Origin of the sequence: Oxalicibacterium faecigallinarum, assembly GCF_014635705.1 — a bacterium.
Taxonomy (GTDB): domain Bacteria; phylum Pseudomonadota; class Gammaproteobacteria; order Burkholderiales; family Burkholderiaceae_D; genus Oxalicibacterium; species Oxalicibacterium faecigallinarum.
The window spans coordinates 111,324-131,164 of the sequence record NZ_BMDI01000002.1 but is presented as its reverse complement, the minus strand read 5'-3'; the positions used below and the strand labels follow the sequence as shown (position 1 = coordinate 131,164).

The window sequence follows — 19,841 nt, the reverse complement described above, 5'->3', positions numbered from 1 at the left end:
CACGCAAGATGAGCACCACGCATGCCGCAGACGCCGGCTTCAAGCAAGTCAACTCCAAGGCCAACGTCCTGTTTGCCAGTCTGATCGGCACCACTATCGAGTTTTTCGATTTTTATATTTACGCGACGGCGGCGGTACTCGTTTTTCCTCACCTGTTTTTCCCTTCATCCGATCCGACCGCCGCGATGCTGCAATCGCTGGCGACGTTTGCAATTGCCTTTTTTGCGCGCCCGGTCGGCTCCGCCGTGTTCGGACACTACGGTGATCGTATCGGACGCAAAGCCACGCTGGTTGCGGCCTTGCTGACCATGGGCTTATCAACGGTCGCGATTGGCTTGCTGCCGACTTATGAAGCGATTGGCTGGCTGGCACCGGCGCTGCTGGCCTTGTGCCGCTTCGGCCAGGGCCTTGGTCTTGGCGGTGAATGGGGTGGTGCCGTCTTGCTGGCAACCGAGAATGCGCCACCGGGCAAGATTGCCTGGTATGGCTGCTTTCCGCAGTTGGGTGCACCGATCGGTTTCTTCATGTCCGGCGCGATTTTCCTGATCCTGACGGAGACAATGACCAACGAACAGTTTTTCAGCTACGGCTGGCGCATCCCTTTCCTTGCCAGCGCCGTACTGGTTTTGGTTGGCTTGTACGTGCGTCTGAAAATTACGGAGACGCCGGCCTTCCAGAAAGTCATCGATCACGAAGAGCGTGCCAAGGTACCGCTGGTCACGGTGTTCTCGCAACATGGCAGCATGCTGGTGGTGGGTACGCTGATTGCGCTCGCGACCTTCGTGCTGTTCTATCTGATGACGGTATTCGCGCTGAGCTGGGGCACGACCGGTCTCGGCTATACGCGCCATGATTTTCTGATCGCGCAGCTGTTCGCTGTATTTTTCTTTGCACTCACGATTCCGGCATCGGCATTGCTGGCCGATCGTTATGGCCGCCGCATCACGATGATCCTGGTCTCGATTGCGATGATCCTGTTTGGCCTGTTGTTTGCACCGATGTTCGTGGCAGACAATCTGCTGGGCGTGACGATTTTCCTGTCGCTGGGACTGGCACTGATGGGTATGACCTACGGTCCGCTCGGCACCATGCTCTCCGAACTGTTCCCGACGGCGATCCGTTATACGGGCGTCTCACTGACGTTCAATCTCGGCGGGATCCTTGGCGCCTCGCTGGCACCGTATGTCGCCACATGGCTGGCGACGCATCATGGCTTGCAATACGTGGGCTATTACTTGTCGGGCGCGACCTTCCTGACGCTGATTGCCTTGCTGCTGGCGAGAAAACCCGTCGAATCGTGATCACACAATGCGCTCCACGATCACGTGAAACGCATTGACACATTATCCAATCGAGGTCGTTTCTTCTTCGGCCTCTTCTCCCAGAAAACCGCCACTCTGGTGCGCCCACAGGCGTGCATAGAGCCCGCCTTGCGCCAGCAGTTCGCTGTGCGTGCCTTCTTCCACAATCCTGCCCTTATCGAGCACGATCAGTCGATCCATTGCTGCAATCGTCGAGAGTCGATGCGCAATGGCCACCACCGTCTTGCCCTCCATCAGATCGTACAAGCTGGCCTGAATCGCGACTTCCGCTTCCGAGTCCAGTGCACTGGTGGCTTCGTCGAGCAACAGAATCGGCGCATCCTTCAGCATGACACGCGCGATCGCAATGCGCTGACGCTGCCCTCCCGACAGCTTCACGCCGCGCTCGCCAACATGCGCGTCATATCCGGTACGTCCTTTGGCATCGCTCAGTGTCTGGATGAAGTCGTGTGCCTCAGCGCGCTGCGCGGCTGACAGCATGTCCGCATCGCTGGCGTCAGGGCGACCGTACAGAATGTTGTCGCGCACAGAACGATGCAACAAGGATGTATCCTGCGTCACCATCCCGACCTGGGCACGCAGCGAATTTTGCGTCACGTGCGCAATATCCTGTCCATCGATCAGGACACGACCACGCTCGATATCGTAGAAGCGCAGCAGCAGATTGACGATGGTGGACTTGCCTGCACCGGAACGCCCGACCAGACCGACCTTCTCGCCCGGCCGGATCGTCAGATTGAACTGATCAATCACATCGCGCGATCCACCGTAGCCAAAGCTCACGTTCTCAAAAGTCAGTTCGCCCTGCGTTACCTTGATCGGTTTTGCATCCGGCGCGTCGGTCACGGCATGCGCGCGCGACAAGGTATTGATGCCGTCCTGCACGGTGCCGACCTGCTCGAACAGACTGGCCATTTCCCACATCACCCAGTGCGACATACCGTTCAGCCGCAAGGCCATGGCGGTCGCAGCCGCCACGGCGCCCACACCAATCTGGCCATGGCTCCACAACCACAATGCCATGCCCGCGGTGCCAAGGATCAGCAACATGCTCAGTGCGTGATTGACGATCTCGAAACCGCTGACGAGACGCATCTGTCCATGCACCGCCACCATGAATTCCTGCATCGCACCACGCACATAACCCGCCTCGCGTCCGGCATGGGAGAACAGCTTGACGGTACCGATATTGGTATAGGCATCCGTGATGCGTCCCGTCATCAGCGAGCGCGCATCGGCCTGCTTGCGCGACACACGACTCAGACGCGGAATGAAATAACGCAAGGCAATCCCGTAGGCAGCTGCCCAACCCAGAAACGGCACCAGCATCCACGTATCGAAACTACCGACCACTACAGCCATCGTCACGAAGTAAATCAGGACAAAGACCAGAATGTCGCCGGCAATCATGCAGACATCACGCACTGCCAGTGCCGTCTGCATGACCTTGGTCGCGATACGGCCGGCAAACTCATCCTGATAGAAACCCATGCTCTGGTTGAGCATCAGGCGATGGAAATTCCAGCGCAATTGCATCGGGAAGTTACCCGCCAGCGTCTGATGCTTGAAGAAAGTCTGCAACGCCACCAGCACCGTGCTGCCCAGAATCAATACAACGAGCAACACAATGCTGCCGCGCTCCTGCTCCCACAGCGACGCCGGCTCGACTTTCGCCAGCCAGTCCACCACACGTCCCATCATGGCAAACAGCAGGGCTTCGAACGCACCCGTCAGCGCCGTCAGCAAGGTCATCGCGACGATATAGCGACGTGCGCCCTTGGTACACGCCCAGACAAAGGCAACAAAACCGGTCGGCGGGGTGGCAGGCCGCTCTTCTTTATACGGGTACAGCAGATTTTCAAACCAGCGCAGCATGCATTTCTCCAAATCGATCCGGTTCGGGAATTTTTGTCGCTTCTCGCGTACTAAAAGGCAAAACGCCTATGCAATGGCACAAGTCCTGCATGTAGAACGGAAGACGTACAGCATCCGGAAAACGGACAAGGCGAAATTTTTGCATATCCGCGCATTTCACGTATTGGTGAGCCGCCCGGATCATGCAATGGCAAAACAAGCGCCCGCCTTGCTTATGCCTTTTATTGCAGGTAATTGCGTTTATTTAAGGTAATTACGTATAAGCATCTTGCCGAGTCTGGTATGATGCGGAGGTTATTGTTCGATGGAAAGGCGCCTGCGCTGCCATCGCTCGTTCATGCAGCCATTCGCTGCGTGTCTCGTCAGGTCGAAGTGTGCTGTTGATGTTCTGTCGCAGCGCTGCTTTTGCTGACAATACCACCGCCTTTTTTGAAGAGAGTGCCCCTGTCAGGGCAGCGCTCCGCAGAGAGGGGGGCGCAAGATTCGCCAGATAAGTTGTATCGGGCAGAAGGCAATTCGCTTGCCTCCTATCCGCCCGAAGCGGCCTTACCTGGTTTGTACGTCATCACACGATGTCGATTTTCTAAGGAAAGGGGTGACCTGCAAACACAATCAGACTGGAACAGTCCGGAACCTGGAGCTAACGCCCCGGCATTTGCTCCGTTGCTGACTCTCGGTGGAATTCATTCCCTGATCCGAATCTCGTAAAACCCGATGGTTGCCATCTGCCGCTGTGGCTGTATGGCGGTTATCCCTGAATGTTTTCCTGCGCATGCAAATACCTGTCACCGAATCCCTGCTGCTTCTTTCACTGATCGTGGTTCCCTTTTTGGGAAGTGTGGTTGCCGCCTGCATGCCGTCGAATGCGCGCAATGCCGAGTCATTTCTGGCCGGCGGCGTTGCCCTGTACGGACTGGCCGTCGCCGTTTTCCTGTATCAGTATGTCGGCGCGGACGAAGCGGTGCGTTACCACGCCGAATGGATGCCGGCCTATGGCCTGGCCTTCATTTTGCGCATGGATGGGTTGGCGTGGCTGTTCGTGATGCTGATCACCGGGGTCGGTCTGATGGTCGTGCTGTATGCGCGTTACTACATGTCGGCCGAGGATCCGGTGCCACGCTTCTTTGCCTTCCTGCTGGCCTTCATGGGCGCGATGCTGGGCGTGGTGCTGTCGGGCAATCTGATTCAACTGGTGATTTTCTGGGAACTGACCAGTATCACCTCCTTCCTGCTGATTGGTTACTGGCATCACCGTATCGATGCCCGCCGTGGCGCACGTATGGCGTTTACCGTGACGGCAACCGGCGGACTGTGTCTGATGTGCGGTGTGCTCGTATTGGGGCACATCGTCGGCAGCTACGATCTCGAAACCGTGATGGCAGCCGGCGATCTGATCCGTGCCCATCCGCTGTACCTGACCGCACTGATCCTGATCGCACTTGGCGCCCTGACCAAGAGCGCACAATTCCCTTTCCATTTCTGGCTGCCGCACGCCATGGCGGCCCCGACGCCGGTGTCGTCGTATCTGCACTCGGCCACCATGGTCAAGGCCGGCATCTTCCTGCTGATGCGTTTGTGGCCGGCGCTGGCCGGTACGGAAGAATGGACATGGATCGTTGCGGGTGCCGGCGTGTGTACGCTGCTGATCGGCTCCTTCATCGCGATCTTCCAGCATGACCTCAAAGGTTTGCTCGCCTATTCGACCATCAGCCATCTGGGCCTGATCACAACCCTGCTCGGCATCGGTTCGCCGCTCGGGGTGGTTGCTGCGATCTTCCATACGCTGAATCACGCGATCTTCAAGGCCTCGCTGTTCATGGCGGCCGGCATCATCGATCACGAAACCGGCACCCGCGACATGCGCGTCCTGCGCGGCTTGCGCAAGGCTTTGCCGATCACGGCCACCCTGGCGATTGTCGCCAGCGCCTCGATGGCAGGTGTACCGCTCTTGAACGGCTTCCTGTCCAAGGAAATGTTCTTTGCCGAAACCCTCCTGGTCGGTGGTAACGATAACTGGTGGATGTCGATCGCCGCGGTCGCGATGGGCATTTTCAGCGTGGCTTACTCGCTGCGCTTCATCAGCGTCTTCTTCGGCAAGATGCCAAGCGATCTGCCGCATGAACCACATGAGCCGCCGCACTGGATGCGCCTGCCGGTCGAGCTGCTGGTGCTGCTCTGTCTGGTGGTCGGCATCATTCCCGGATTAAGCGTCGGCCCGTATCTGCACAGCGCCGTGCATTCCGTCATGGGTGCGCAGACACCCGAATACAGTCTGGCGCTCTGGCATGGTTTCAACATGCCGCTGGCAATGAGTTTTGTTGCCTTGGTCGTCGGTGTGATTTTCTACATCGTCTTGCGCAAATTCTTTACGCTGCAGCAACGTACGGATGCGCCCGTACTGCATCGCCTGAGCGGTGCGCAAGCCTATGAAACAGCCATGCTGCGCCTGACTTCCTTCACAGGACTGGTGTTGCGCTGGTTCAGCACGCAGCGTCTGCAGCCGCAGCTCTTCCTCATGATGCTGGCGATGATTGCGGTACCGTGGTTATTGACCGGCGCCATGCCGGCATTGCAATCGCCGACGATTGATACCTTCAATCCATTCTTTGCCGTGATGTGGGTGATCGGGTGTGCCTGTGCGCTGACCGCGGCATGGCAAGCCAAGTATCACCGCTTGGCCGCACTGATTCTGGTCGGTGGTGTCGGCGTCGTGACCAGCATGACCTTCCTCTGGATGTCGGCACCGGATCTGGCATTGACGCAGCTGATGGTCGAAACCGTCACCACCGTACTGATCCTGCTTGGCCTGCGCTGGCTGCCGCGCCGTCTTGCACCAAAGGAGATGCTGGACCTGCAAGTGCCGCGTTCGGTCTGGTTGCGTCGTTCACGTGACTTCGTGCTGGCCGTGATCGGTGGCACGGCGATCGCTGCCATCAGCTATATCGTGCTCATGCATCCGCAACCGGACAGCATCGGCGATTACTTCCTGTCACGTGCCTTGCCGGAAGGCGGCGGCACCAATGTCGTCAATGTGCTGCTGGTCGATTTCCGTGGCTTCGATACGATGGGTGAAATCACCGTGCTGGCGATTGTCGCGCTGACGGTCTATGCACTGCTCCGTCGCTTCCGCCCGGCGCAGGAAAGCATCACCATTCCGGAACAGCAAGTCAACGATATCGATCCGGCTGTCCGTCAGACCCAGACCGAACAGGTCGAAAAAGGCTATCTGCATATCCCGAGCATTTACCTGCGCTTCCTGCTGCCTTTGATGGCAGTGGTGGTGATCTACTTCTTCATGCGGGGTCACAACCTGCCGGGCGGTGGTTTTGTGGCAGGCCTGATTTTCTCGGTTGCCATCATCGTGCAATACATGATCTCCGGTACGCACTGGGTTGAAACACATATTTCGTTGCGACCGCTGCGCTGGATATCATGGGGTCTGCTGATCGCCTGCGCGACCGGTGCCGGTGCGATGGCACTGGGCTTCCCGTTCCTGACCAGCCACACCGCGCATCTGACCCTGCCGATCATCGGCGAAATGCATGCACCGAGCGCATTCACGTTCGACCTTGGCGTATTCATGGTCGTCGTCGGCTCCACCATGCTGATCCTGATTGCACTGGCGCACCAAAGCCTGCGCTCGCGCCGTCCGCAAGGCAGTACACCGGATACTGTTGTTTTACCTAAAAAAGGGAGCGCCTGATGGAAGCCACCATCTCGATCGCCATCGGCATCCTGTTCGGCTCGGGCATCTGGCTGATCCTGCGTCCTCGCAGCTTCCAGGTACTGACCGGACTCATGCTGATGTCCTATGCGGTCAATCTGTTCATCTTTATCATGGGTCGGCTGTGGATCGACAAACCGCCGCTGACACTGACTGATGGTGTGGTCGATCCTGCCATGTACGGCGACCCGCTGCCGCAGGCGCTGGTACTGACTGCAATCGTGATTGGCTTTGCAACGACGGCTTTGTATCTGGTTGTGATGATCGGTTCGCGCGGCCTGACCGGCACCGATCACGTCGATGGTGAGGAGCCGGATCAATGAGCAGTCTGAGCTGGAACCAACACCTGATCGCTTTGCCGATCCTCGTGCCGCTGATCTGCGGCGCGTTGCTGATCATGATCAACGAAAGCCGCCACCAGTTGAAGTTCTTCATCAATCTGGTCTCGGTGATGGTGCAGTTCGCCATTGCCGTCAGCCTGATGAAGCTGACGGACACCGGCATCTGGGAAGGCAACATCGGCATCTATCTCGCAGCCAACTGGTCGGCGCCGTTCGGTATCGCGCTGGCAGCAGACCGGCTGTCGGCGCTGATGTTGCTGCTGACATCCATCATGGGAGGCGCCGCGCTGCTGTATTCGGCCATGCGCTGGAGCCGGATCGGCGTGCACTTCCATTCGCTGTTCCAGTTCCTGCTGATGGGCATCAACGGCGCCTTCCTGACGCACGATCTGTTCAATCTGTTCGTGTTCTTTGAAGTCATGCTGGCCGCTTCCTATGGTCTGGTTCTGCATGGCTACAACACCACGCGCATCCGTGCCGGCATGCAGTACATCGCGATCAATCTGGCAGCATCGCTGCTGTTCCTGATCGGTGTCGCACTGATCTACGCCAGTACGGGCACGCTGAACATGTCGGATCTGGCGGGCCGTCTTGCAGGCGTGCAGGGCGAGGATTTGTTCCTGCTGAAAATCGGTGTGGCGATTCTGGCGATTGCGTTCCTGACCAAGAGCGCGATGTGGCCGCTTGGCTTCTGGCTGCCGACGACCTATTCCGCGGCATCACCACCCGTCGCTGCCATGCTGGTGCTGATGACCAAGGTGGGTGCCTATGTGGTGTTGCGCTTGTGGCTGCTGGTGTTTTCAAACGAGGCTGGCGAAGCCGCAGGCTTCGGCTATCAGGCCTTGCTATGGGGCGGCATGGCGACCATTCTATTTGGTGCGGCAGGCATGCTGTCGAGCGAAGGTCTGGGCCGCATGGCGGGTTACGGCGCGATCGTGTCGTCCGGCACGCTGCTGGCCGTAGTCGGTTATGGACAGGCGTCCGTCGTCACTGCCGGTCTTTACTACCTGCTCGGATCGACGCTGGCGATGGCTGCGTTCGTGCTGCTGATCGAACTGATTGAACGCATTCGCAAACCGGGTGCGTCGATCCTGGCACTGACGATGGAAGCGTTCGCCGTGGATGAAACACCGGAAGAAACCGCCGGTGTCGGCATTCCCGGCGCGCTGGCATTCCTTGGCCTTGCCTTTGCTGCCTGCGCGCTGATCATCGCCGGCATGCCACCGTTGTCGGGATTCATTGCCAAGTTCACGATTTTCCACGCCTTGCTGAATCCGGATACACCGGCGATCTCGATCACCATGACCACCTGGATACTGATCGCCCTGATCGTGTTCTCTGGTCTGACCGCCATCATTGCCTTGATGCGTTTTGGCGTGCGGACGTTCTGGGCTTCCGGCGCCATCACCGCGCCCAAACTGCACGTGACCGAGGTCGCCTCGATCACCTTGCTGCTGGCGCTGTGTATCGCCCTGACACTCAAGGCCGGTCCGATGTTTGATTATCTGGAACGCACGGGTCAGGATCTGCATCGCCCTGCGCATTACATCGAAAAAATCCGCTCGGCACCGGTTGTGCCCGGCGTCGTCCAGCCGGGAGAAATGCCATGAGTCGCCTCTTTCCTTTCCCGTTGATGACCATCACGCTGACGCTGTTCTGGCTGATACTCAATGAAAGCGTTTCGCCGGGCAATATCCTGCTGGGCGCCGCCATCGGCATCGTGCTGCCTATCATCGCGCGCCCGATGGTACCGGAGGGTTATCCGCGCATCCGCAATCCATGGAAATTCTTCCGCCTGATGAGCTTTGCCGGCGTGGAAATCGTGCGTTCCTGTCTGAACGTCAGCTGGGTCATTCTGACGGCAAAGAAGGAAGGCCTGAATTCGCAATTCATCACCGTGCCGCTCGATATGCGCAATCCGTATGGGTTGATGCTGCTGTCCTGCCTGATCAATTCGACTCCGGGCACCGTCTGGGTCGAGATTCTGCCGGGCCGCGATGAACTGGCATTGCACGTCTTCGATCTGCACGATGCGCAATGGTGGGTCGACACCATCAAAACGCGCTACGAACAACCGCTGATCGAAATCTTTGAAGAGAAGGAGATCGCCAAATGATGACCGTACTCAATCTGGCTATCGGCTATGCATTCATTTGCGTGCTGCTCGCCATGGTGTTCTGCACCGTTCGGCTGTTGCGTGGCCCGACCGTACATGATCGCGTGCTGGCGCTGGATACCTTGTGGATGTGCGGCATGCTGCTGTCGCTCATGCAAGGCATCCGCTTTGGCAGCATCATTTATTTCGAGGCAGCCATGCTGATCGCGCTGGTTGGCTTCATCTCCACGGTTGCGCTAACCAAGTTCATGATGCGCGGGGAGATCATCGAATGACCGACCTCCTGCACCTCCCGCTCTGGGCCGTCATTCCGGTCAGCCTGCTGCTCGTTATCGGCGGCAGCATCATTCTGATCGGTGCGCTGGGCCTGCTGCGCCTGCCGAGTTTTTATCAACGCATTCACGGCCCGGCGATCACGGTGACATTGGGAGCCGGCTGCCTGCTGGTGTCTTCGATGATTTATTTTTCGGCACTGCAGTCACGCTTTGTTTTCCATGAGATCATCATTTCGATTTTCCTGTTGCTGACGGCACCGGTAGTCGCCATGCTGATCATGCGGGCTGCCGTGTATCGTGATCTGCGTGCCGGCAAGAAGGACGCGGGTGCCACCGCTGGCGGCATCTATCACTTCCCTGACGAAGATAAAACCTGACCTTCTTTTTCTGCGAGAACAGCCATGTATCTAGCCAAGTTTCTGCATATCCTCGGTTTTACCATCTGGGTCGGCGGCATGTTCTTTGCCCATAACGCACTGCGTCCGGTCGCCGCTGTCACGCTCGAACCGCCACTACGCCTTAAACTGCTGGTCGGCATCTTCACCAAGTTTTTCATGTGGGTGTGGATCGCCATCGTGCTGATCTTCGGCAGCGGCGGTTACATGATGTCGCTGATGGGAAAACCGCCACTGCCAGTGACCATCATGTTCGTCATCGGCACCGTGATGATGCTGATCTACGCACACATCTTCTTTGCGCCATTCAAACGTCTCAAGCGTGGCGTCGCTGCCGAAGACTGGCCAGCCGCCGGTGCAGCGATGGCATCCATGCGCAAGCTGGTGCTGGTCAACCTGATTCTCGGTCTGCTGACGATCTGTATCGGCGCCCTCGGACCGCTCTATTACTGATCCGACCTACTTCGTAAAAAGTCCGGCCTGCTCGCCGGATTTTTTATTCATTCGAGCATAGTAGAACGACAACACAAACAAACCAGCGCTGGTAGAATTTCCGCACGTCCATACTATACGGCGCTCCCATGTCCAGCTTCGTCTCCCGTTTGCCATCCTCCCTCAAACAGGTTTCGCGCAAGCCGGTGGTCAAGCGAAGTCTGATCGGCATCGTCGTCTTTTTCATTCTGCTTGGCCTGTTCGGCTTCTTTGCGCTGCCCGGCATCCTCAAATCGCAAGCCGAACAGCAACTGACAGAAAAGCTGCATCGCCAGACCACGATCGAAAAGATCGAAATCAACCCCTACACCATGCGCCTGACCGTGCACGGCATGCAGATGAAGGAACCGGACAGCGATACGGTCTTCGCCAGCTTCGATTCCATGCTGGTCGATCTGTCCTTCAAGTCACTGTTCCGCTTTGCGCCGGTAGTCGAGCAGTTTTCGCTGACCACCCCTTACGTCCATCTGGTACGCAAGAACGAATCGCAAACCAACATCGACGATCTGCTGGAACTGGCCAACAGCCAGCCACCATCGGACAAACCCGCACGCTTCTCGGTTTTCAATATCGAAATCAGCGGTGGTCGTATTGAACTCGACGATCAGGTTGCCGGCACCAAGCACAAGATCGATGCACTCAAGCTCGGCATTCCGTTCATCTCTTCCCTGCCCTCGCAAATCGACGTCTTCGTCGAGCCGCTGCTCAGCGCACACATCAATGACACGCCACTGCTGATACAAGGCAAGACCCTGCCATTTGCCGATCCCAAACAGGCGGTCATGGATATCGACATCGACGCGCTCGACCTGACGGATTATCTGCGCTACATCCCCGGCACACCACGCTTCAAGGTGCCGAGCGCCAAGCTTGATCTGAAGCTCGTCGCCAATTTTCAGCAAAAAACCGGTGCAGCCCCCACCGTGCTGCTGAACGGCGACATTCACCTCAAATCCCTGCAGGTCAACGACACCAGCGACAAGCAGCTCGTTAAATTGCCGGAACTGACTGTCACCCTGAAAGATGCCAAGCCGCTCGATAACAAGCTGGACATCGCACGCATTGCGCTGAACGGACTGGAAGCGGACATTGCCCGCCATGCCGACGGCAGCCTCAATCTCGACAATTTGCTGCTGCCGCCTAAAGCAGCAACGCCAGTCGCAGTGAAAAAGGAAGCGGAAGTCAAAACTGTTGACAACAAATCGGCGGACACCAATCCGGCCGCACCCTCATCAGCCAAAGCCAGTGCCAATGCAATACAGATCGCCATCGGCGAAGTCGCCTTGCGCAACACACGCATCGGCTTTGACGATGCACAAGCCACACGGCCGATGAAAGCCGGCATCGACAAGTTCGACCTGACCGTGCGTGATATTGCCGTCGATACCGGCAAGAAAACCGTCGACGTGCAGGACGTCACCTCGTCGCATGCCGAACTCTCGCTGCAACAAGGCAAGGCAATGCGTACCGCATCCGCCACCAAACCTGCCACATCAGGCAAGGCCGGCAAACAGGAAGAAGCCGGCTACACCATCCAGCTTGGCAAACTGGCGATCAGCGACTGGTCGGCCCGCATGGAAGATCGCTCATTGCCGCGTCCTGCCGTGACCACGATTGCGCCACTGGCATTGACGGTGGAGAAGCTGTCGACGGCTGCCAATGCACGCGCCAGCATCGATTTGCGAGCCGGGGTGAACAAGGATGGCAAGCTTGCCGTGAAGGGAGTGCTCGGCATGGCACCACTGCATGCCGATCTGGATCTCGACTTCAGTCAGGTCGACATCATGCAGGCGCAACCTTATTTCACCGACCAGATCAACATCCTGCTGACGCGCGCGAATGTCTCGGGCAAAGGCGCGCTCAAATTCGAACAGGGCAAGAACGATACAGTCACCGGCGGTTTCAAGGGCAATCTGACCGTCGGCGATCTGGCCACGGTCGACAAGCTGAGCACCAACGATTTCCTGCGCTGGAAAACATTGAGCTTCACCGGCATGAACGTCAAGTTTGCACCGCTTGCCTTGAACATCGATCAGGTCGCACTGAATGACTTTTTCGCGCGCGTCATCATTGATCCGAACGGTCGTATCAACCTGCAGGATGTGCGCCGCCAGCCGGAGGAAGAAGCGAAAAGCGTGACCGAAGCGCAACCGGTGGTCGAACGCGACAAGAGTCTGCGCGGCACCAACACCGCACAAGCCGTCGTGCCAAGCACGCCCAAACCGGCCAGTGATATTCCGCCGATCAAGATCGGCAAATTGCTGCTGCGCGGTGGTCAGGTGCGCTTTACCGACAACTTCATCAAACCCAACTACACCGCCAACCTGATGCGCTTTGGTGGTGCCGTGTCCGGCCTCTCATCCGATCCAAACAGCCGCGCCAAGGTTGATCTCAAAGGTCTCGTCAACAGCGCGCCGCTGACGATTGCGGGTGACATCAACCCGCTCAAGGGCGATCTGGAACTGGACCTGAAAGCGGAAGTGCGCGGCATGGAGCTCGCCCCGCTGTCACCCTACTCCGGCCGCTACATCGGTTATGGCATCGCCAAAGGCAAACTGTCGTTTGATGTCGCCTACAAGATCGAAGACCGCGTGCTCAGCGCACAGAATCGTCTGATCCTCGATCAGCTGACACTCGGCGACAAGATCGAAAGCCCGACCGCCACCAACTTGCCCGTACGCTTTGCACTGTCACTGCTCAGCGATCGCAATGGCGTCATCGATATCAACCTGCCCGTCGGCGGCTCGCTCGATGATCCGCAATTCTCGATCGGCGGCCTGATCGTCAAGGTCATCGTCAACGTCATCACCAAAGCGGTGACGGCGCCGTTCTCGCTGATCGGCTCGCTGTTCGGTGGTGGTGAAGAAATGTCGCACATGGTGTTTGATGCTGGCCGCGCCCGCATCCAGCCGTCGGAAGAAGAAAAACTCAAAGCCGTCGCCAAGATGCTCGAAGACCGTCCTGCCCTCAAGCTGGAAATCACTGCCCGCGTCGATCCCGAAGCAGATCGCGAAGGCCTGAAACGCGCATCGATTGACCGCAAGGTTCGTGCACTCAAGCTCAAGGACATGGTCGGCAAGGGCCAGTCCGGCGATGCCAATAGCATCACCGTCTCCGAGCAGGAATATCCGGCACTGCTCAAGCGCGTCTACAAGGATGAAAAATTCAAGAAGCCACGCAACCTCGTCGGCCTGCAGAAAGACATTCCTGTACCCGAGATGGAAACACTGATGATCGAGAACGCCGAAGTCAGCGATGACGACCTGACCGTCCTCGGCAATCGCCGTGCGCAGAACGTAAAGGACTGGCTGCTCGAACAAGGCAAGGTCGAAGATGCACGGGTCTTTATTCTGGCAACCAAGCGTGGCGGGGATAAGGATGCGGAAGGAAAGGAAGCGAAAGTGAGTCGAGTGGATTTTTCATTACGCTAACTACCAAAACTTCCTTTCTCTTAATTCAAGAAGGAAGTTATCAAGAAAATTAAAAACTATTTCGATCTAATCGAATAATAAAAGTCTATCTCTTAAGTAGATTTAATTTCCATGGCTATTCCATCACGTATAGAGATTAAGCAACAGCTCATAGAACTACTAAAATCTAATGGAGCTCTAAAAACATCCAAAGTCTATGAGCTTCTTTCAGCACAATGGGGCCTTACTTCATCCGAGGAAAAGAGCGAACGTGGCGGAAGACCGCTATTTCAGAACGAGATTCGCTGGGCTAGGCAAGAATTAGTCATTGAGGGAATCATTGATAGACCATTTAATTCTGGCCGCGCAATCTGGCAACTAGCTAATACAACGACAATTTCACCAGAAGAGTACGATGATGAGGGCGAGAATTATGACGAGGGTTCAGTAAAGACAATATCGGTCAATGCCTATGAGCGCAGTAAGAAAGCTCGAAATGCCTGCTTAAAGGAACACGGTTACAACTGCGTAGTCTGCAATTTCAATTTCGAGAAGCGCTACGGAGATGCTGGAAAAAATTGTATTCACGTTCACCATCTCGTAGAGATAAGCACTATCGGTAAGAAATACAAGATTAATCCGACCAAGGACTTAGTGCCCATTTGCCCAAACTGTCATTATTTGGCCCATAGACGCAAACCCGCATATACAATTTCTGAATTACAAAAGATGTTGATGGAGAATAGTTAGTACAAACGTAGTACCACATCTTAGATTTTTTATCGTCCTGTCAAGACTGACACTTCCCGCCTGAATTGCGTATCATCTAGCGCTTCGTTTCACCAATCTGGAAGTTGTCATGTTGCCCTCCATCGAACAACGCCTGGCTGCCGAACTGGCGGCTCGGCCTGCGCAAATTCAAGCTGCCGTCGCCTTGCTCGACGAAGGCGCCACTGTTCCCTTTATTGCGCGTTACCGTAAAGAAGTCACCGGCGGTCTCGACGATACGCAATTGCGTCTGCTAGAAGAACGCCTGCGCTATCTGCGTGAACTGGAAGATCGTCGTGCGGCGATCATTTCGTCCATCAACGAACAGAACAAGATGACGCCTGAGCTGCTGGATGCGATTACGCATGCGGAAGACAAGACGCGTCTTGAAGATCTGTATCTGCCGTACAAACCCAAGCGTCGCACCAAGGCACAAATCGCAGCCGAAGCAGGCCTGACCGAACTGGCCGATGCGCTGCTGGCAAACCCTGCACTGAATCCTGAGGAAGAAGCAGCCAAGTATCTGAAGCCTGCGTTCAAGGTCGATGATGTGGAAAATCCGGGCGTGCCGGATACCAAGGCGGCGCTCGATGGCGCACGCCAGATTTTGATGGAACGTTTTGCGGAAGATGCAGAACTGTTGCAAACCTTGCGCGAGTACCTGAACGAGCACGGCATCGTCGAATCGAAAGTAGCCGATGGCAAGCAGGAAGCCGGAGCAAAATTCTCCGATTACTTCGATTACTCGGAAACACTCTCGACCATTCCATCGCACCGTGCACTCGCACTGTTCCGCGGCCGTCGCGAAGAGATGCTGAATGTGAATCTGCGCCTCGATAGCGAGGAAGAAAAGCCCAAGTGGGATGCGCCGCACAATCCGTGCGAAGGCCGGATTGCCTCGCGCTTCGGCATCAGCAATCAGGGGCGCTCTGCAGACAAGTGGCTGGCCGATACCGTGCGCTGGACCTGGCGCGTGAAGGTGTTCATGCATCTGGAAACGGAGCTCATGACAAGCTTGCGCGAAAAGGCGGAAGTCGAAGCAATCAACGTCTTTGCCCGCAACCTCAAAGATTTGCTGCTGGCTGCACCTGCCGGCCCGCGCGCCACGATGGGCCTCGATCCGGGCTTGCGTACCGGCGTCAAAGTTGCGGTGGTCGATGCGACTGGCAAGGTGGTCGATACCGCGACGATTTATCCACACGAACCGCGCCGCGACTGGGAGGGCTCGCTGCACACGCTGGCGCTGCTGGCGGCCAAACACAATGTAGCGCTGATCTCGATCGGCAACGGCACCGCCTCGCGTGAGACCGACAAGCTGGCGCAAGACCTGATCAAGAAGGCACCGGAGCTCAAGCTGACGAAGATCGTCGTGTCCGAAGCCGGCGCATCGGTGTATTCGGCATCCGAGTTCGCGTCGCGCGAATTGCCGGATCTGGATGTGTCTCTGCGCGGTGCCGTCTCGATTGCACGCCGTTTGCAAGACCCGCTGGCGGAGCTGGTGAAGATCGATCCGAAATCGATTGGCGTTGGTCAGTACCAGCACGACGTCGGTCAGTCACAACTGGCACGCTCGCTGGATGCCGTGGTCGAGGATTGCGTGAACGCGGTGGGCGTGGATGTAAATACAGCGTCGGCGCCGCTGCTGGCGCGTGTGTCCGGACTCAACAACAGCGTGGCGCAAAGCATCGTCAGCTATCGTGACATGAAGGGCATGTTTGCCTCGCGCGCTGATCTGATGGCGGTGCCGCGTCTGGGCGAAAAAACCTTCGAACAGGCAGCCGGCTTCCTGCGCGTGATGAATGGTGCAAATCCGCTGGATGCGTCTGCCGTTCACCCGGAATCGTATCCGCTGGTCGAGAAAATCCTGTCCGACATCAGCAAGGATGTGAAAGGCATCATCGGCGACAGCAAGCTGCTGAAGTCGCTGAATCCGGCCAAGTACGCCGACGACAAATTCGGCGTACCGACCGTGACCGACATCCTGAAGGAACTGGAAAAACCGGGTCGCGATCCGCGTCCCGAGTTCACGACCGCAACCTTCAAGGAAGGGGTGGAAGAAATCCGCGATCTGCGGCCGGACATGATTCTGGAAGGCGTGGTCACCAACGTCGCGGCCTTCGGTGCCTTTGTCGATATCGGCGTGCATCAGGACGGCCTCGTGCACATCTCGGCGCTGTCCAACACCTTCGTGAAAGACCCGCACACGGTGGTCAAGGCCGGTCAGGTCGTCAAAGTGAAGGTTCTGGAGGTGGACGAGAAGCGCAAACGCATTGCGCTGACCATGCGTCTGTCCGACAGCGCGCCGCAACCCGGCTCGCAACCGCAGCAACGCAGTGACCGCAACGACCGCAGTCGCATGGCGCAGCATCAGCAGTCGCGCCAACCGGAAGCAGCGGGTGCCATGGCAGCAGCGTTTGCAAAATTGAAAGGTTGATGCCAAAAACAGACCCTTTTCGGCATGCCGGGACGGATTTTTCTATAATGGCGGCAATCATTCTTCGCAATGACCCGACGCAGGTTCAACCAACACTTAGAGGCATCAAATGAGCGACGACGTACAAAACTGGATCAAACAAACCGTGACCGAACATCCGGTCGTGCTGTTCATGAAGGGCACCGCCCAATTCCCGCAATGCGGCTTCTCCGGCAAGGCGATCCACATCCTGAAGGAAAGCGGCGTCAAGGATCTGATCACGATCAACGTGCTGGAAGACGCAGAAGTCCGTCAAGGCATCAAGGATTACTCGAACTGGCCAACCGTACCGCAGTTGTATGTCAAAGGCGAATTCATCGGTGGCTCGGACATCATGACCGAGATGTTCGAATCCGGCGAACTGCAAGCACTGTTCAAGGACTGATGTGAGTCAACAGGCAGATGCTGCACCGACACGCCTGATCGTCGCCATTACCGGCGCGACGGGTGTTGCTTACGGTGTGCGTCTGCTGCAGGCCTTACGCACGCTGCAGGTCGAAACGCATTTGATGATCTCTGATGCGGGCGTCCTGAATCTGCATCAGGAGCTGGATCTGAATCGCAAGGACGTCGAAGCCATGGCTGACGTGGTGCATAACGTGCGCGACATTGGCGCTGCGATTGCCAGCGGTTCGTTCCAATCCCACGGCATGATCGTCGCACCGTGTTCCATGCGGTCACTGGCTGCGATTGCACATGGCCTGTCCGACAATCTGATCACGCGCGCGGCCGATGTGATTCTGAAAGAACGCCGCAAGCTGGTATTGATGGTGCGCGAGACGCCGTTCAATCTGGCGCATCTGCGCAACATGACGGCTGTGACGGAAATGGGCGGCGTGATCTTTCCACCCTTACCCGCCTTTTACCACCGCCCTGCTTCGATCGACGAGATGGTCGATCACACCATCGGACGGGTACTGGACCTCTTTCATTTGCAGCACACCCTGACACCACGCTGGCAAGGGATGTAATCCTGCCACCTTACAAAAAAAGCCTGCTTCTGATAAGGAAGCAGGCTTTTTTGTTATGCGATCCACTCAACTCGAGCGGGTAATCAGTGCGCGCAGCTTCTTCAGCTTGGGCGACACGATCGGCACCGTCAGCATGGTACTGGCCACCGCCATCAACAGCAGCGCCGTGAAGGTTTCGTTGGTGATGACTTTTTTATCGAGCAGGATATTGGCGAAGATGATCATGATCAGCGCCTTGGTCTGCAGCAGCCAGCCGATGATGGACGCTTCGCCCTTCTCCCACTTCAGAATTTTGCCCGCCATGTGCACACCGGCGAGCTTGCCGGTAACCGACGCCACCAACAGCACCGCCGCTGCGCCAAACACCATCACACCGCCGACGCCCCAATTCGTGCGCAATCCTGTGCTCAGGAAGAATACCGGCATGATGACGAGCAAGACGTGATGACGCAGCAGATCCATTTTTTCCTGATCGAACCATTCCGAATCCATGACCGCACCCGCGAGAAAGGCACCGACCATGTAATGCAAACCCGCCCAGTCGGCCGCCAACCCGCACGCTGCCAGCCAGATCAGCGAGACATACCAGCGGTCACGTTCCTGCAGGCGCACCATCAGCTTGCGGAAAACCAGGGTGGCAATGATGAACACGAGAAGGAAACCTGCCTGACGCCCCACGCGCGTCCAGTCGAGCAGGATGATTGCAAGCACACCCCAGATCGCAATATCGTCCAGACTGGCGTAGCGCAGGATACGCTGGCCGATCGGCTGGCGCAGGATTTCCATCTTTTCCATGAACAGGATCAGGATCGGCAAGGCTGTCACCGCGCATGCCATGCCAACGCCGAGGACAAATTGCCATTCCTCCGCACCTTGCGCGATCCAGCCCGGAAAGATCAGCATGCCGAGTGCTGCAACACAACCGAAGATCAACGGCGTACCGAGCGCCAGCCCAGCCGTGATACTGCTTTCACGTCGATGCTCCCAGGCTTTCTTGAGATCCAGCTCGATACCGGCAATCATCACAAACAGCATGACTGCCCACCATGCGATTGCATTGAGAGACTGGATGACCGCTGGCGTGAAAACGAATTCGTAATACGCCGGATACGCCGCACCCAGCACACCCGGGCCGAGCAGAATACCGGCGATGATCTGCACCACCACCAGTGGTGCGTAATAGTCCGTTTTGAAGAAACGCCAGATCAGGTAAGGCACGCTGAAAATAATCAGCATGGCAATCAGGAACAGCTCGGTCGTCGTAATGGCGTGCATCTGAATCGTCCGCGGAAGGGTTAGTGAAAACTTGCCGGTAAAACAACCGAGCGAGTGTGGCACAACTTGCCGGGAAAGCAAATGACGTCCAACCGCAAATTGGGCAATCCGCAAATGGATCGGAAATTTACCGGCAGTTTGTTGGGTTTCGCACAGAGAGACCGCGCCATGCAAGGTAAGGTAGGCAAAAATTCAAGGAGAACGCCATGTTGCACGACGACTTCCACTTCGAGCCTGCTGAAGCGACCAAAGTCAGCAACAATGACTGGGACAGCCAGTATCTGGCAACCAAGTTTGGCTGCTCGCCCGACCATTTGCTCCGTGCCATGCGCGCCACCGGCGCCTCAGCCGAAGAAGTAAAACAGTATCTGCGTAGCTGAGCACACAATGCACTGACCACAGAA

General features: G+C 57.0%; 16 protein-coding genes. 14 read left to right on the top strand and 2 right to left on the bottom strand.

The window, feature by feature from the left end; genetic code table 11:
- The first annotated feature begins 8 nt into the window (after positions 1–8).
- The gene (locus IEV29_RS10590; protein WP_188381275.1) at positions 9–1,301 is read left to right on the top strand and encodes an MFS transporter; all 1,293 of its coding nucleotides are present in this window, start codon (positions 9–11) and stop codon (positions 1,299–1,301) included.
- A gap of 42 nt (positions 1,302–1,343) precedes the next feature.
- On the opposite strand, the gene IEV29_RS10585 is transcribed toward IEV29_RS10590, so the two are convergent.
- Positions 1,344–3,197 (bottom strand): ABC transporter ATP-binding protein, encoded by a 1,854-nt coding sequence (locus IEV29_RS10585; protein WP_188381274.1) that lies wholly within the window; start codon positions 3,195–3,197, stop codon positions 1,344–1,346.
- A gap of 772 nt (positions 3,198–3,969) precedes the next feature.
- Here IEV29_RS10585 and IEV29_RS10580 point away from each other — a divergent pair.
- From IEV29_RS10580 to IEV29_RS10525, 12 genes are all read left to right on the top strand, one after another.
- On the top strand, positions 3,970–6,900 hold the full coding sequence (locus IEV29_RS10580) for a monovalent cation/H+ antiporter subunit A (protein WP_188381273.1): 2,931 nt from the start codon (positions 3,970–3,972) through the stop codon (positions 6,898–6,900).
- The gene (locus IEV29_RS10575; RefSeq protein ID WP_188381272.1) at positions 6,900–7,244 is read left to right on the top strand and encodes a Na+/H+ antiporter subunit C; all 345 of its coding nucleotides are present in this window, start codon (positions 6,900–6,902) and stop codon (positions 7,242–7,244) included. Before IEV29_RS10580 ends, IEV29_RS10575 begins: the two co-directional genes overlap by 1 nt.
- Positions 7,241–8,872: a monovalent cation/H+ antiporter subunit D gene (locus tag IEV29_RS10570; RefSeq protein WP_188381271.1), complete on the top strand. Its 1,632-nt coding sequence runs from the start codon at positions 7,241–7,243 to the stop codon at positions 8,870–8,872. Before IEV29_RS10575 ends, IEV29_RS10570 begins: the two co-directional genes overlap by 4 nt.
- Positions 8,869–9,378, top strand: a complete 510-nt coding sequence (locus IEV29_RS10565; protein ID WP_188381270.1) for a Na+/H+ antiporter subunit E — start codon at positions 8,869–8,871, stop codon at positions 9,376–9,378. The genes IEV29_RS10570 and IEV29_RS10565 overlap by 4 nt, the downstream gene beginning before the upstream one ends.
- A complete protein-coding gene (locus IEV29_RS10560) occupies positions 9,375–9,653 on the top strand; it encodes a K+/H+ antiporter subunit F (protein WP_188381269.1) in 279 nt (92 codons plus the stop codon). Before IEV29_RS10565 ends, IEV29_RS10560 begins: the two co-directional genes overlap by 4 nt.
- Complete coding sequence (mnhG, locus tag IEV29_RS10555) at positions 9,650–10,030, top strand: monovalent cation/H(+) antiporter subunit G (protein WP_188381268.1); 381 nt, start codon at positions 9,650–9,652, stop codon at positions 10,028–10,030. Before IEV29_RS10560 ends, mnhG begins: the two co-directional genes overlap by 4 nt.
- A 24-nt stretch (positions 10,031–10,054) precedes the next feature.
- Entirely contained in the window at positions 10,055–10,501 is a 447-nt protein-coding gene (locus tag IEV29_RS10550; RefSeq protein ID WP_188381267.1) for a CopD family protein, read from the top strand.
- Between the two features lie 128 nt (positions 10,502–10,629).
- On the top strand, positions 10,630–13,971 hold the full coding sequence (locus IEV29_RS10545) for a DUF748 domain-containing protein (RefSeq protein WP_188381266.1): 3,342 nt from the start codon (positions 10,630–10,632) through the stop codon (positions 13,969–13,971).
- Positions 13,972–14,082: 111 nt separating this feature from the next.
- Positions 14,083–14,700, top strand: coding sequence for a winged helix-turn-helix domain-containing protein (locus tag IEV29_RS10540; RefSeq protein ID WP_188381265.1), 618 nt, complete (start codon positions 14,083–14,085; stop codon positions 14,698–14,700).
- A 109-nt stretch (positions 14,701–14,809) separates the two neighbouring features.
- Positions 14,810–17,152, top strand: a complete 2,343-nt coding sequence (locus tag IEV29_RS10535) for a Tex family protein (RefSeq protein WP_188381264.1) — start codon at positions 14,810–14,812, stop codon at positions 17,150–17,152.
- Between the two features lie 109 nt (positions 17,153–17,261).
- A complete protein-coding gene (gene grxD, locus IEV29_RS10530; protein ID WP_188381263.1) occupies positions 17,262–17,576 on the top strand; it encodes a Grx4 family monothiol glutaredoxin in 315 nt (104 codons plus the stop codon).
- Position 17,577: 1 nt separating this feature from the next.
- Positions 17,578–18,162, top strand: a complete 585-nt coding sequence (locus IEV29_RS10525) for a UbiX family flavin prenyltransferase (RefSeq protein ID WP_188381262.1) — start codon at positions 17,578–17,580, stop codon at positions 18,160–18,162.
- Positions 18,163–18,228: 66 nt separating this feature from the next.
- Here IEV29_RS10525 and IEV29_RS10520 read toward each other — a convergent pair whose 3' ends face one another.
- Positions 18,229–19,437 carry a cation:proton antiporter gene (locus tag IEV29_RS10520; RefSeq protein WP_188381261.1) on the bottom strand — a complete coding sequence of 403 codons (1,209 nt, stop codon included), beginning with the start codon at positions 19,435–19,437 and terminating at the stop codon, positions 18,229–18,231.
- Between the two features lie 206 nt (positions 19,438–19,643).
- Between IEV29_RS10520 and IEV29_RS10515 the strand changes: the two genes are divergently transcribed.
- The gene (locus tag IEV29_RS10515) at positions 19,644–19,817 is read left to right on the top strand and encodes a DUF3606 domain-containing protein (RefSeq protein WP_188381260.1); all 174 of its coding nucleotides are present in this window, start codon (positions 19,644–19,646) and stop codon (positions 19,815–19,817) included.
- The last annotated feature ends 24 nt before the right edge of the window (positions 19,818–19,841 follow it).